Source organism: Sphingobacterium olei, assembly GCF_005048855.1.
Classification (GTDB): Bacteria; Bacteroidota; Bacteroidia; order Sphingobacteriales; family Sphingobacteriaceae; genus Sphingobacterium; species Sphingobacterium olei.
Genome location: NZ_SUME01000008.1, coordinates 128786 through 141635, shown reverse-complemented (window position 1 = coordinate 141635; position 12850 = coordinate 128786). Strand labels below are relative to the sequence as shown.

Annotated in this window: 13 protein-coding genes and 1 tRNA gene; 8 read left to right on the top strand and 6 right to left on the bottom strand. The window is 36.8% G+C overall.

Features of this window, described 5'->3' with window-relative positions; translation table 11 throughout:
* Positions 1-91 precede the first annotated feature (91 nt).
* Together htpG and FAZ15_RS18135 are read left to right on the top strand one after the other, a co-directional pair.
* Entirely contained in the window at positions 92-1978 is a 1887-nt protein-coding gene (gene htpG / locus FAZ15_RS18140; protein WP_136902732.1) for a molecular chaperone HtpG, read from the top strand.
* Between the two features lie 117 nt (positions 1979-2095).
* Positions 2096-2169, top strand: a tRNA-His gene (locus tag FAZ15_RS18135).
* 69 nt (positions 2170-2238) lie between these two features.
* On the opposite strand, the gene FAZ15_RS18130 is transcribed toward FAZ15_RS18135, so the two are convergent.
* A complete protein-coding gene (locus FAZ15_RS18130) occupies positions 2239-2802 on the bottom strand; it encodes a YqgE/AlgH family protein (protein WP_136902731.1) in 564 nt (187 codons plus the stop codon).
* A 275-nt stretch (positions 2803-3077) separates the two neighbouring features.
* Here FAZ15_RS18130 and pdxH point away from each other — a divergent pair, with 275 nt between their 5' ends.
* From pdxH to FAZ15_RS18110, 4 genes are all read left to right on the top strand, one after another.
* Entirely contained in the window at positions 3078-3731 is a 654-nt protein-coding gene (pdxH, locus tag FAZ15_RS18125; RefSeq protein WP_136902730.1) for a pyridoxamine 5'-phosphate oxidase, read from the top strand.
* Positions 3732-3735: 4 nt separating this feature from the next.
* On the top strand, positions 3736-4227 hold the full coding sequence (locus FAZ15_RS18120) for an NADH-quinone oxidoreductase subunit C (RefSeq protein ID WP_136902729.1): 492 nt from the start codon (positions 3736-3738) through the stop codon (positions 4225-4227).
* 3 nt (positions 4228-4230) lie between these two features.
* Complete coding sequence (locus FAZ15_RS18115) at positions 4231-5427, top strand: NADH-quinone oxidoreductase subunit D (RefSeq protein ID WP_136902728.1); 1197 nt, start codon at positions 4231-4233, stop codon at positions 5425-5427.
* Positions 5428-5632: 205 nt separating this feature from the next.
* Positions 5633-6964: a PDZ domain-containing protein gene (locus FAZ15_RS18110; protein WP_136902727.1), complete on the top strand. Its 1332-nt coding sequence runs from the start codon at positions 5633-5635 to the stop codon at positions 6962-6964.
* Between the two features lie 96 nt (positions 6965-7060).
* Here the strand turns inward: FAZ15_RS18110 and dnaJ are convergent, their stop codons facing one another.
* The 5 genes from dnaJ to FAZ15_RS18085 all read right to left on the bottom strand — a co-directional run bounded on the left by dnaJ (position 7061) and on the right by FAZ15_RS18085 (position 10847).
* Entirely contained in the window at positions 7061-8206 is a 1146-nt protein-coding gene (gene dnaJ, locus FAZ15_RS18105; RefSeq protein ID WP_136902726.1) for a molecular chaperone DnaJ, read from the bottom strand.
* Positions 8207-8218: 12 nt separating this feature from the next.
* A complete protein-coding gene (locus FAZ15_RS18100) occupies positions 8219-8806 on the bottom strand; it encodes a nucleotide exchange factor GrpE (protein WP_238387306.1) in 588 nt (195 codons plus the stop codon).
* Between the two features lie 80 nt (positions 8807-8886).
* The gene (locus FAZ15_RS18095) at positions 8887-9567 is read right to left on the bottom strand and encodes a cell division ATP-binding protein FtsE (RefSeq protein WP_136902725.1); all 681 of its coding nucleotides are present in this window, start codon (positions 9565-9567) and stop codon (positions 8887-8889) included.
* Positions 9568-9570: 3 nt separating this feature from the next.
* The gene (locus FAZ15_RS18090; RefSeq protein ID WP_136902724.1) at positions 9571-9774 is read right to left on the bottom strand and encodes a fructose-6-phosphate aldolase; all 204 of its coding nucleotides are present in this window, start codon (positions 9772-9774) and stop codon (positions 9571-9573) included.
* 59 nt (positions 9775-9833) lie between these two features.
* Positions 9834-10847, bottom strand: coding sequence for an acyl-CoA reductase (locus FAZ15_RS18085; RefSeq protein WP_136902723.1), 1014 nt, complete (start codon positions 10845-10847; stop codon positions 9834-9836).
* A gap of 164 nt (positions 10848-11011) precedes the next feature.
* On the opposite strand from FAZ15_RS18085, the gene FAZ15_RS18080 reads away from it, so the two are divergent.
* Both FAZ15_RS18080 and FAZ15_RS18075 read left to right on the top strand, forming a co-directional pair.
* Positions 11012-11362 carry a 4Fe-4S dicluster domain-containing protein gene (locus FAZ15_RS18080; RefSeq protein ID WP_136902722.1) on the top strand — a complete coding sequence of 117 codons (351 nt, stop codon included), beginning with the start codon at positions 11012-11014 and terminating at the stop codon, positions 11360-11362.
* 153 nt (positions 11363-11515) lie between these two features.
* Positions 11516-12832 (top strand): D-alanyl-D-alanine carboxypeptidase, encoded by a 1317-nt coding sequence (locus FAZ15_RS18075; RefSeq protein ID WP_136902721.1) that lies wholly within the window; start codon positions 11516-11518, stop codon positions 12830-12832.
* Positions 12833-12850 lie beyond the last annotated feature (18 nt).

Genomic DNA, 12850 nt, shown 5'->3' with positions numbered 1-12850 from the left:
CAAAGAAACTGTCATCCTGTCTTAAATTTTATTTTGGAATATTCCTTGATATATGGTTATGGATTAAAAGCTAAAAATTAACATATATAATATGCAAGAACAAGGTACAATCTCGATTCATACCGAGAATATCTTTCCGGTAATTAAAAAATTCTTATACTCAGACAACGAGATCTTTTTACGTGAATTGGTCTCCAATGCTGTTGACGCATCCCAAAAAATTAAACGTTTATCCTCACTAGGTCAGTTCGCTGGTGAAGTAGGTGATTTGATTGTAGATGTGAAATTCGATGAAGCAGCCAAAACGATTACTATTTCGGATAACGGGATAGGTATGACAGCCGAGGAGATTAAAAAGTACATCAATCAGATTGCTTTCTCGGGCGCAACTGAGTTTATGGAAAAATTTAAGGAGGCTAATGATGCCAATGAAATTATTGGTCGCTTTGGTTTAGGTTTTTATTCGGCGTTCATGGTTGCTGATAAGGTAGAGATTCAATCCCTCTCTTATCAAGAAGATGCTGCACCGGCACGCTGGATCTGTGATGGCAGTACATCCTATGAAATCTCAGAAGGTACACGAACTACTCGCGGTACGGACGTTATTCTTCATATAAATGATGACTCAGTTGAATTTTTAAATCAACATCGTCTACAAGAGATTTTAGATAAATATGCTAAATTCTTACCCATACCGATTCATTTTGGTACGAAATCAACTTCGGAACCTGACGGTGAAGATGAAGAAGGCAAACCGAAATATAAATCGGTAGACGTTGCTAATATTATCAATAATACAAACCCTGCGTGGACGAAAGCTCCTTCAGAATTGAAAGACGAAGACTACTTAGCGTTTTACCGTGAATTGTATCCCTATTCGATGGATGAACCATTATTTTGGATTCATTTGAATGTGGATTACCCGTTCAATCTTACAGGTATCCTCTATTTTCCTAAAATCAAGAATGAATTAGAAGTACAGCGCAATAAGATTAAGTTATATTCCCGTCAGGTGTTCATTACTGATGAAGTAAAGGACATTGTGCCTGAATTCTTAATGTTATTGCATGGTGTTATTGACTCTCCGGACATTCCATTGAACGTTTCGCGTTCTTTCCTACAAGCGGATAGTAACGTGAAAAAAATCAATAACTATATTACTAAAAAAGTAGCAGACAAATTGCAGGAAATCTTCAAATCGGATCGTAAAGGTTTCGAAGAGAAATGGAATGATATCGGACTCTTTATTAAGTACGGTATGTTAAGTGATGATAAGTTTGCGGAGAAAGCTAATGAATTCTGTTTGGTAAAAAATACGGATAACGAAAGCTTTACCATTAAAGAGTATTACGAGAAGGTCAGAGATATTCAAGTAGATAAAGATGGCAACATCGTATACCTATATACTTCAGATGTTGCGCAACAGGATGGTTTTATCTCGACGGCGAAATCCAAGGGATATGAGGTATTGGTACTTGATGGGCCATTAGATACACATTTTGCGGCTTATTTGGAACAAAAAGGCGGCGAGAAGGTACAGTTAAAGCGGGTGGATTCGGATGTCATTGATAAACTGATTCAGAAAGATGAGAAAGTAGAATTGACGCTATCCGAGGAAGAAAGTAAGAAAGTTGCAGATGTATTCGAAAAATCCATCGGACGGGCAGATATGAAAGTAGAAGTAGATGCACTTCACGCCGATGAACTTCCGGTATCCGTTACTATTGATGAATTCATGCGTAGAATGAAGGATATGGCGAAAACAGGTGGAGGTATGGGATTTTATGGTACGCTTCCTGATAATTATAAAGTAACTGTAAATGGTAATCATCCTTTGGTAAAACGTATCGTAGAAAGCGAGGCCGAAGAGGGTGAAAAACTAGCTAAACAAGCTTTTGATTTGGCCTTATTGTCACGTGGATTGTTGACAGGTGCTGATTTAACTTCTTTTGTAAAAAGAAGCGTAGAGATGATCTAACCTCGTTTTAAAAATAATTGCTTAATCCTCATTGTGTTAATTTACAATGGGGATTTTTTGTTAAAAAAGATTTGGAGTGAATAGTGTTTTATACTACTTTTGTAGCATCAAAACACGGTAGGTATAGCTCAGTTGGTTAGAGCATCGGTTTGTGGTACCGAGGGTCGTGGGTTCGAGCCCCATTACTTACCCGAATAGCGAAACAGAAATGTTTCGCTATTTTGTTTTCTAAGATATCTGTGGTTAGACAATAAATCGGATTAATTTAAATCGGGACTTTTAGGGAAATTGGCAACGTGCGCATATTTCGGACCAAGGCTAATTATAGCTTGTTTCCATAAGTCCTCACCATCCGTAAGGAAAGTCAACGTAGGATCGAAAGACTGATGGACTGCCCAGCTGTTTTGCTCGATTTCGTTATCCAATTGTTTGGGAGCCCATCCTGAATACCCTAAGAAAAACTTCACTTCATCCGGTACGATAATACCTTCGTTAATAAGTAAGGTGAGATTTTCGAAATCTCCGCCCCAATAAACATCTTCACAAATAGGGGTACCGCTTAACAATTTGTCATATGCGCGATGTAAGAAAAACAACGCATTACTTTCTACAGGACCACCAATATATAAGGAAAAATTTTCATTTTTTATTTCTTCCACCACATCGGAAAGTAGGAGGTGCGAGCGGTGATTGAGGACAAGCGCTATAGTGCCATCTTCATTGTGTTCACATATCATTGCTACTGATCTTTCAAAGTTGGGATCTAACATAAAAGGTTCGGATAGCAATAGGCTTCCTTGTGTAGGTTTTTTTTCGCTAAACATGTCTCGTTATTTAAGATATTACTAAACTTAAATAAAATGCTTTGCATTCGCAAACTTAGCGTAGCGATTTCATGAACTTAGCGCAGTGCTCATGAATGCCACAGTGTAAATAAACATGAATGAATAATTCCTTTGAAGACAATCACTAATGAATAATACTTCATTTAAAAAAAATATTAATGAGTAAATTATTTTTATATGCAATATAATAACACAAAAATGGCATTGTTTAAGGAGGTTTTAGTAAGTTTGTTTTGTCATCAAATTAGTTTATAATGGCAATTGAATATAAAGATATCGCTGCGATTAGAGAAGATTATGTTAAAGGGATCCTTTCTGAGGATGAGGTGAAGTCTGATCCTTTGGGACAATTTAAAGTTTGGTTTGATCAGGCGCTGGACGCTAGGGTAATCGAACCAAATGCAATGGTACTGTCTACTATTTCAGTAAATGAATTTCCATCATCCAGAGTCGTACTATTAAAGGATTTACAGCAGGGTGGGTTGAGTTTTTTTACAAATTATCAGAGTCAAAAGGGAAAAGATTTATCCAACTGTAATCGGGTAAGTGTTTTATTTTTCTGGGCCGAACTGCAAAGACAGGTGCGTATAGAAGGATATGTAGACAAATTGTCTCCTGCGGATTCGGACGAATATTTTGCATCCCGGCCTCGTGGTAGTCGTATCGGTGCATGGTCGTCTCCTCAAAGTTCAGTAATTCCAAATAGAGATTTCTTAGAAACGACGGTAAACCGTTTTACGAACGACTTTGAAGGGAGCGAAGAGATTCCGAGACCTGATTTTTGGGGTGGATATGTGGTTAAACCGATTAAATTTGAATTTTGGCAAGGGAGAAGTTCTAGGCTTCACGACCGTATTCAGTATACTTTAGAAAATGAAAAATGGGTTATAAATCGATTAGCCCCTTAGATTTATGATAGATCAAATTAAAACTGAAATAGCAGCACAATTCGGAGCTGAGAGTATCGTAGATGTGCAATTAGATGGCTTGCAACAGGCTTTAGTCATTCATCCCGCTTATCTTGTTGGTGTATGTGGCTGGTTGCGTGATAATCCGGTATATTATTTCGATTTTCTATCCAATATTACGGCAGTAGATTATCATCCGGAAACTAAGTTTGCAGTGGTTTATCACTTAGCATCTATTCCGTATCAAAAACAGCTAACGCTCAAGGTTTTCATCGCTAATGCTAGAACGGTGGAAAATTTGCCGGAAATTCCATCTGTGAGTACGGTTTGGAAAACAGCGGATTGGCACGAACGGGAAGCTTTTGACCTTATGGGAGTGTATTTTAGTGGTCATCCTGATTTGAGACGTATTCTGTTACCAGATGATTGGGAGGGCTATCCGCTGCGCAAAGATTATGAGGATCCAGAAAGTTATCACGGTATAGCAATTAAGTAAATTATGAATTTAACCCACTATCAGTCGGCTTACGAAAGATATAAAGAAAAGATTGCGAATGTGCAATCACATGAGATGGTCATTAATATGGGGCCGCAACACCCTTCTACGCACGGGGTATTACGATTGGAGTTGATAACTGACGGAGAGATTGTCAAAGAGATTATCCCACATCTGGGGTATCTGCACCGCTGTTTTGATAAGCATGCAGAATCTATGAATTATACTAAGACTATCCCTTTTACGGATCGCCTGGACTATCTGGCTTCAATGAATAATAGTCATTCTTTTGTAATGGGAGTCGAACGTATGTTGGGCATTGATCACAAAATACCCAAGCGTATTGAATATATCCGCGTATTGGTGTGTGAACTGAACCGGATTGCTTCGCACCTTATAGCAATAGGTACGTATGGTATCGATATAGGTGCGTTTACGCCTTTTATGTGGTGTTTTAGAGATCGGGAACATATTATGAATATGTTGGAATGGGCCTCCGGTTCGCGCATGCTTTACAATTACATTTGGATTGGTGGTTTGTTCTACGATCTACCAGTTGGTTTCGAAGATAGATGTAAGGAGTTCCTCGCTTACTTTACGCCTAAATTGGCCGAGTTAGATGAATTACTTTCAACTAATCAAATATTTATTTCCCGAACAGCTAATATTGGTGTTTTACCGGCTGACGTGGCAATTAACTATGGCTGTTCAGGACCTATGCTTCGTGCTTCGGGAATTAAATGGGATTTAAGACGTATAGATGCTTATTCAGTTTACCCTGAAATTGAATTTAATATTCCCGTAGGTAGAGGGGAAATGGGTACCCTGGGAGACTCTTGGGATCGCTATAAAGTACGTGTGGATGAAGTATATGAATCGGTGCGTATCATAGAACAATGTTTGGAACGTCTTACTAAAGATTTTGTACGCACACCCGATTTCGATCCGCGAGCTTTAGTTCCAAAAAAAGTGAATTTGAAGGAGCAGGATTATTATGTTCGATCAGAAAATCCCAAAGGCGAACTTGGATTCTACTTTGTGACTCAGGAGAAAACAGATATTCCAAGGAGAGTAAAAGCAAGAGGACCTAGCTTTAACAACCTCTCCGTATTGCCAGAATTGGGCAAGGGAGTCTTGATTGCTGACTTAATTGCGATTCTCGGATCAATAGATATTGTGCTTGGAGAAGTCGATAGATAATATAAACATGCATGAAAATGCAAAAAATAGTTGTGAATAAACTAACTATTTGTATATTTGTATTCTCATAATTTAAGTTTATAATTGGTTAATAGGAAAGTTCGCACCCACCTGGGTGCGGACTTTTTCTCTTTTTAAGCATCCTTATAGAATTATATTTATATTCGTATAAATCAATTGTAAGTTTCGGTAAGTCTATCCTGTTATGGCCAGAATAATTTTCATATTATGTATACTGATTTCTTTTTCAGAGATTTGTGGTCAACAGTGGGTTTTTAAAAATAATGCCAATAAAATAACATTTTCCTTTGAGCTGATACATCATGTTGTAATCATTCCGATCCATATCAATGGCGAAGAATTATCTTTCATCTTAGATACCGGAGTAAAAGAAACACTATTATTTGGACATTCCGACTCCTTAACATTACACAACGTTTCTAAAGTGAAATTTCAAGGAATCGGTATAGACGAAGGAATTGAAGGATTGCTCTCCCTTTCTAATCATTTGAGTGTTGCTGATTCGGCAATGATAGATTTAAAACACAACCTATTCGTGATTATGGATGATTCTTTACACTTGTCTAATCATATTGGTTTGCCGGTACATGGTATTTTGGGAAGTAACTTTTTTCACAATAATGTAGTAGAAATTAACTATGTTAAAAAGAAAATAACGGTTTATCGCAACATAAAGGATATAGGTAAAAAGTTAAAGGGGTATGAAAAAATTCCCTTGCAGATGGAGAAGGACAGGCCTTATGTAAAAGTAGATTTAAGAATCGGAAAAAAAACGTATGAACAGGTCAAGGTGTTGCTGGATTTAGGGAATTCCGACCCTGCCATGCTCTTTACAGATCGTTTGTCGGGATTCGAAATGCTTGAACCTGCTATATATGAATTCATAGGTAAAGGATTTAATGGTAATATTTATGGGAAGAGAAATAGAATTCATTCTTTGCAGATAAATAATTTTGAGTTTCAACAGCCTATTATATCTTATCCGGATGCGAATACTTATGATACTAAGAAATTGGTGAAGGATCGAGTAGGATCTATCGGTAACCAGCTACTCACCCGATTTTCAGTTTTGATTGATTATCAAAGCCGTATGTTATATCTCAAACCTAATAAAAATTTTCGGCAGCCGTTTTATATAGATATGAGTGGCGTGGAGGTGAAACATGAAGGTTTTGTATGGGTAGAAAGTAAAATATATTTGAATACCTCTCCGAATCGAGAGGGTACAACAATACCGTTTGATGGAAGTAGCAGCTTTAAATATAAAATAGAATTAAAACCCAATTTTATAATAAATAGTGTACGAGATAATTCTCCTGCTAAACGGATTGGTGTAATGAAAGGGGATGTGCTATTGAAAATAAATGGACGATCTGTTCAATCTCTTTCGCTAGAACAGATAAAAGAAAAATTACAATCCGGGATAAATAAAACGGTAAAATTACAAATCGAGAGGGATGAAAAGATTATTAATTTTAGTTTTCAATTACAAGACCCAATTCCTTTGTTGCTATAAATAGTCTACCTTCTGCGTGATATGCATAGTTGGGAAATGAAGGTTATATAAAAAAGGGCAGTCAAAAGACCGCCCTCTAAAACAAAATTTAAATAATTATTCGAAATATTCTTTGATTCTTTCAAAGAATGATTTTTCGCTTTTTCCAGGTTGAGGTTTGAAGTTGGCAGAACTTTTTAATTTTTCTAGAACTTCACGTTCTTCGGAAGAAACAGCTTTTGGTGTCCAAATATTAACGTACACCAATTGATCTCCTTTGTGGTATGAATTTACTTCAGGGATGCCTTTTCCTTTAAGACGTAAGATTTTTCCTCCCTGAGTGCCAGGTTCGATTTTGATTTTAGCTTTGCCATCTATCGTCGGAATCTCCACACTGGTACCTAATGCAGCATCTGCAAAATTGATGTATAAGTCATAAATGACGTTGATACCATCGCGTTTTAATGTTTCGTGCTGCACCTCCTCCACCAAGATGATCAAATCACCAGGTACACCTCCGCGTGGAGCTGCATTCCCTTTTCCACTCATAGATAGCTGCATGCCTTCGCTTACACCTGCAGGGATATTAAATGTAATGGTTTCTTCGCCCCGAATGAGTCCTTCTCCTTTACAAGAAGTACATTTTGCCGTCACTTCAACACCTTCACCGTTACAAGTAGGACAGGTGCTGGTTGTTTGCATTTGTCCTAATATCGTGTTGGTAACGCGCCTTACCGATCCAGCACCTCCACAGGTAGTACAGGTATGGAATGAAGATTTATCTTTAGCACCACTACCGTCACAGGTCTGACAGTGGATTTGTTTATTTACCTTTACTTTTTTCTCTATACCGTTGGCGATTTCCTCCAGTGTAAGTTTTACTTTAATACGTAGGTTAGTGCCTTTCTGAACACGTCTTCCTCCTCTGGAACCGCCTCCGCCGAAAAAACTTTCGAAAGGATTTCCACCACCGAAGATATCTCCAAATTGACTGAAAATATCATCCATATTCATCCCTCCTCCACCAAATCCAGAAGCAGAGTTACCAGAATGACCAAATTGATCGTAACGTGAGCGCTTCTCTGGGTTACTCAATATTTCGTAAGCTTCAGCTGCTTCTTTAAAGTTTTCCTCAGCTTCTTTATCTCCAGGGTTTTTATCCGGATGAAATTTAATCGCTAGCTTGCGATAAGCAGATTTAATTTCAGCAGCTTCAGCTGTGCGTGATACACCTAATATATCGTAATAATCTCTTTTTGACATGTTATATTAAGGTTATTGTCCAATCACCACTTTTGCAAAACGGATTACTTTGTCATTTAAAAAGTAGCCTTTTTCCACAACATCTAATACTTTGTTTTTTTGATCTTCGTCCGGCGCCGGGATAGCTGTAATAGCTTCTTGGTATTCTGCATCAAAAGGATGACCCAAAACTTCCATTTCTTTTAGGCCTTCGTTTTCAAGTAATTTTCTGAATTTTGAATTTACTAACTCGATTCCTTGCTTTACGGAGTCAATATCTTGAGCGGTAGACATGGCATGAAGTGCTCGATCAAAGTCATCTATTATTGGGAGTAGTTTAGTAATCACACCCTGACCAGCAGATTGAATAAGATCGATACGTTCTTTAGAAGTACGTTTCTTGTAATTGTCAAACTCTGCAAATAAACGAGCATATCTGTCGTTTGATTCTGATAATTCCTGTGTGAGTCTTTCTTCTTTTGATACTGTTTCTTGCTCTGTTTGCGGTGTATCTTCCTGCGCTAAATTCTCTTCGTGAGTATTTTCTTGTTGTTCGTTCATCATCGCCCTATTTTTAATATACTTAAAAAGCTTCTTGAGATTTCTCAATAATTTTGCCATTATAAAATATACGACACCCTGTCAGTACACGGTGTCAATGTACTTGCAAAATGTCGGATTTAAGATTTTATGTCAGTTGATTAGATGCTTACATTGTCATGTAATGCGCCGTCTGAAGTTTTAATGATCCGAGCTGGAAGATTTCGAATAATTTGATAATCATGTGTAGCCATTAATACAGATGTTCCAGAAGCGGCAATATCACGAAGTAATAAAACGATTTCTTCAGAAGTGGAGGGATCTAGATTCCCAGTAGGCTCATCTGCAAGTATAATTTCAGGATTGTTCAATAATGCACGAGCGATCACTACGCGCTGCTGTTCACCTCCTGAAAGTTCGTGTGGCATCTTTTTCAATTTAGAACGTAGACCTACCTTTTCCAATACATCCAGCATTCTGTTTTGAATCATTCCTTTTTCCGTCCAACCCGTTGCTTTAAGTGCAAATTCTAGATTTTTTTCAACTGTTCTGTCATTTAGTAAATGGAAATCTTGAAAAACAATGCCTAGTTTTCTGCGAAGAAATGGTACTTCATTTTCATGGAGTTTTTTTAAATCAAATCCAGCGATCATTCCTTCACCATTCGCAATATACAGATCACCATAGATGATTTTCAATAAGCTACTTTTTCCGGTGCCCGATTGTCCAATCAAATAAATAAATTCTCCCTTTGCAATATCTAGGTTGACATGTGATAAAACGAGATGTTTTTGCTGGTATATGTCGACATTTTTGAGTCTTATTACAGTGTTTTCTGCCATGTTTTATAATTCGATTTTCTTTATTTGACCAAACGGTAAATCCCTAACGATTGCCATAATATATGACAGTTTGTCTCCAAGACCTATTTTTTCTAACGATTTGTCGGGTCTATCTACTCTAAAATATGCTAATAATGTAAACGAATCATCGCGTAATTGCACATAATCTGGAATTTTAGCAACGCCTTTTACCTTAATTAAATACATAATAGCAAAGTTAGAATTTTTTATGGATTCACTATGAAACTAACGCTATAAATTCAGATTTATTGGTTAGCGAACAGAAAGTCCAATGTATTCACACCATCAGCGTAGTCGTCTAGGGCAGGGCACTGACTTGATCCTAAAGGAAAGACTGGAACTTCGAGCTCAAAAGAACCTTCCGTTACTATGCACTGAATGCGTTCTCTACAATTATTGATGGTGTTAACTACATCTTTGATGTTATCGTATTCCTCATAGAATACGACAGCTAAAGGGGATGCAATGTTTTTATCTTCTTTTAATAATAAAAAACCGTTGTCAAAGTGTTTTTCGCTATTTATAAGATAAATTGATTTGTTATAATCATAATTGTTATTATACTTAAAATGTTCTTTTGATTGGTTGAAATGCTCAATCGCTTCAAAGAATGTCGAAACAGGATACCCTGAAGGAATAAATATCTTAGAAACAGATCTGCAGCCTAAACCAAAATAATCAAAGATGTCATAACCCAATTTTTTTAGATCTTCTTCATTTTCTTCACCTGTAAGAATAGCGACGGAATTTCTGTTTTTACGAATTATATGGGGTTTACTGGAAAAATAATATTCGAAATAACGCGCCGAATTGTTTGATCCAGTGGCTATAATAAGATCGTAATTGGCTAACTTGTCAACTAAATTTATTTTATAGGCAAATAGCGGTTCTACTTGAGCCAACCTGTCAAGTACCATGTACGTCAATCCGGCGTCATCTGATGAAACTTTGATTTGTGCTACAAATCCGGAAATGAGTACAGCTAGAATATCATGAAAGCCTACTAAAGGAAGATTACCTGCCAAGACAAGGCCTACTACTTTAGAAGAGTCGATATCGGGATAGTCCGCCAACCATTTGTTAAGCTTCTCCTCTGTCAACTGCTGGCCAAGAGACTGAAATTGCTTTAAAATATACTTTTCTGTATACCAGGGATTTTTAAAATACGCCCTTTGAATAGTATGAAGGGAGGTTTCATCTAAATCGAGCATCCATGTTCCTAGTTTGTGCAATGCTTGAATACGTAGTTCCTTTGTCAAAATATTTTATTTAGAATTGTTCTGATAAATATTTGATTTATCTTTGTATTGTCAAATAAGTAGATAACCTACTAACTTTGTATACATTTTGTTGATAGTATACAATGAAGGTGCTACCTTTGAAATGCAAAATTAGTTTATTTATTATAATTGTGAGGTTATAAATGGCGATAAAAATTACAGACGAGTGTATTAATTGTGGAGCATGTGAACCAGAATGCCCGAATAATGCGATATATGATGCAGGCGTGTCTTGGAAGTTTTCAGAGGGTACAGCTTTAGATGGTATTATTGATTTTGGTGATGGTGTGACGCTAGATGCAAATGAAGGGCAAGCTGCAATTTCTGATGAGGTATATTATATAGTTTCCGATAAATGTACAGAGTGTGTTGGTTTTCATGATGAACCGCAATGTGCCGCTGTTTGTCCGGTAGATTGTTGTGTAGAAGACGAGGATGTCGTAGAATCTGAGGAAGAGTTATTAGCTAAAAAAGCGTGGTTGCACGCCGAATAATTGACGATATATAAAATTTTGAAAAAGCATTATCTGAAAAGGTAGTGCTTTTTTTATGGAATTCTCTGGTAGATTTCAATATATTTTTTAATAATTTTAATTGTTACACCACAATTATCCAAAAATTATCCAAAAAAATGTTATTTTGGATTCATGATTAATTTCTTGAAGAATGTGTCGTCATGTTTAATAGGTGTTCTATTTCTTTTATCGACCGTACAGGCACAAAATTTTGATGCGTTGCATGAACTATTTAAGGGTTCGTCAGTTCTGAATAAACACTATTATGGGTTCAGCTTATATGATTTGGACAGTAACAGATTTGTCTATGGTAATAACGAAGATAAGCATTTTACCCCCGCATCAAATACAAAGGTTTTTACATTATTTGCCTCTTTAAAAATTATTGGAGATTCTATTCCCGGAATCGAGTATATTGAAAAAGGAGACTCTTTATTATTTTGGGGTACGGGCGATCCCACATTTCTGCATCCTATTCTCGATTCGCATCGGGTGTATAATTTTTTGAAATTTTCGAATAAAAAATTATTTTACGTACCCCAGCAAACGGCTGAACCATTTTATAGAGAAGGGTGGTCTATCGAAGATTACGCTTATGATTATCAACCCGAAATAGCTGTATTTCCTATATATGGTAATTTAGTTCGCTTTAAAGCTTTAGGGAAAGATATTATCGCTTCTCCGAAACTATTTAATCACAAACTAACCATTAGGGAGAAATACGCCCGACATTTTAATATAATTCGTGATTTCCATTCCAATGCCTTTGAGCTAACGAATGTAAATCCGAGTGCATCCTATCGTTCAAGTAAACCGTTTCATTGGTCAGACAGTCTTTTCGTCGATTTATTGTCGGACACATTGTCTGTTAATGTCAGACTATTAAGTAACTATAGCAAACCATCGGATACAAAAACACTTTATTCCGTGCCCAGAAATGTGGTTTTACGCGAAATGATGCTTCCTAGTGATAATTTTTTGGCGGAACACCTTACTATGGTAGCTGCAAAGATAAAATATAGAGAATTCCAAACGGATTCCTTGCGTGTCGAAATGCAAGACAAGTTTTATAAATTATTTACGGATTCTATACAGTTGCGTGATGGAAGTGGCTTATCGACATATAATAAGGTAACTCCGAGAAGTATGGTTGAACTATTATTGTCCGTGAAGGAGATTTTTCCGGATTACAACCAATTATTTAATTACTTTCCTGCCGGTGGTATTGATGGAACTTTAAAAACGGCTTATGCATTGGATCAGGGTGTGCCCTTTGTTTGGGCCAAAACAGGAACTATTCACGCTGTATATTGTCAATCGGGCTATCTAGTGACGCGCACGGGTAGGAGGTATGCATTCTCTTTTTTGAATAATAATTTTATAGGAAGTGCCACTCCTGTACGTAAAGAGATGGTGCGAATAATGACGTTCATTCGTCAAAACTATTAATATTTTAAAACAAATGGT

What these genes read in the sequence shown, in the direction of transcription:
- htpG (WP_136902732.1), top strand. Translation starts at nt 92, where the DNA reads ATGCAAGAACAAGGTACAATCTCGATTCATACCGAGAATATCTTTCCG.
- FAZ15_RS18130 (WP_136902731.1), bottom strand. Translation starts at nt 2,802, where the DNA reads ATGTTTAGCGAAAAAAAACCTACACAAGGAAGCCTATTGCTATCCGAA.
- pdxH (WP_136902730.1), top strand. Translation starts at nt 3,078, where the DNA reads ATGGCAATTGAATATAAAGATATCGCTGCGATTAGAGAAGATTATGTT.
- FAZ15_RS18120 (WP_136902729.1), top strand. Translation starts at nt 3,736, where the DNA reads ATGATAGATCAAATTAAAACTGAAATAGCAGCACAATTCGGAGCTGAG.
- FAZ15_RS18115 (WP_136902728.1), top strand. Translation starts at nt 4,231, where the DNA reads ATGAATTTAACCCACTATCAGTCGGCTTACGAAAGATATAAAGAAAAG.
- FAZ15_RS18110 (WP_136902727.1), top strand. Translation starts at nt 5,633, where the DNA reads ATGGCCAGAATAATTTTCATATTATGTATACTGATTTCTTTTTCAGAG.
- dnaJ (WP_136902726.1), bottom strand. Translation starts at nt 8,206, where the DNA reads ATGTCAAAAAGAGATTATTACGATATATTAGGTGTATCACGCACAGCT.
- FAZ15_RS18100 (WP_238387306.1), bottom strand. Translation starts at nt 8,806, where the DNA reads ATGGCAAAATTATTGAGAAATCTCAAGAAGCTTTTTAAGTATATTAAA.
- FAZ15_RS18095 (WP_136902725.1), bottom strand. Translation starts at nt 9,567, where the DNA reads ATGGCAGAAAACACTGTAATAAGACTCAAAAATGTCGACATATACCAG.
- FAZ15_RS18090 (WP_136902724.1), bottom strand. Translation starts at nt 9,774, where the DNA reads ATGTATTTAATTAAGGTAAAAGGCGTTGCTAAAATTCCAGATTATGTG.
- FAZ15_RS18080 (WP_136902722.1), top strand. Translation starts at nt 11,012, where the DNA reads ATGGCGATAAAAATTACAGACGAGTGTATTAATTGTGGAGCATGTGAA.
- FAZ15_RS18075 (WP_136902721.1), top strand. Translation starts at nt 11,516, where the DNA reads ATGATTAATTTCTTGAAGAATGTGTCGTCATGTTTAATAGGTGTTCTA.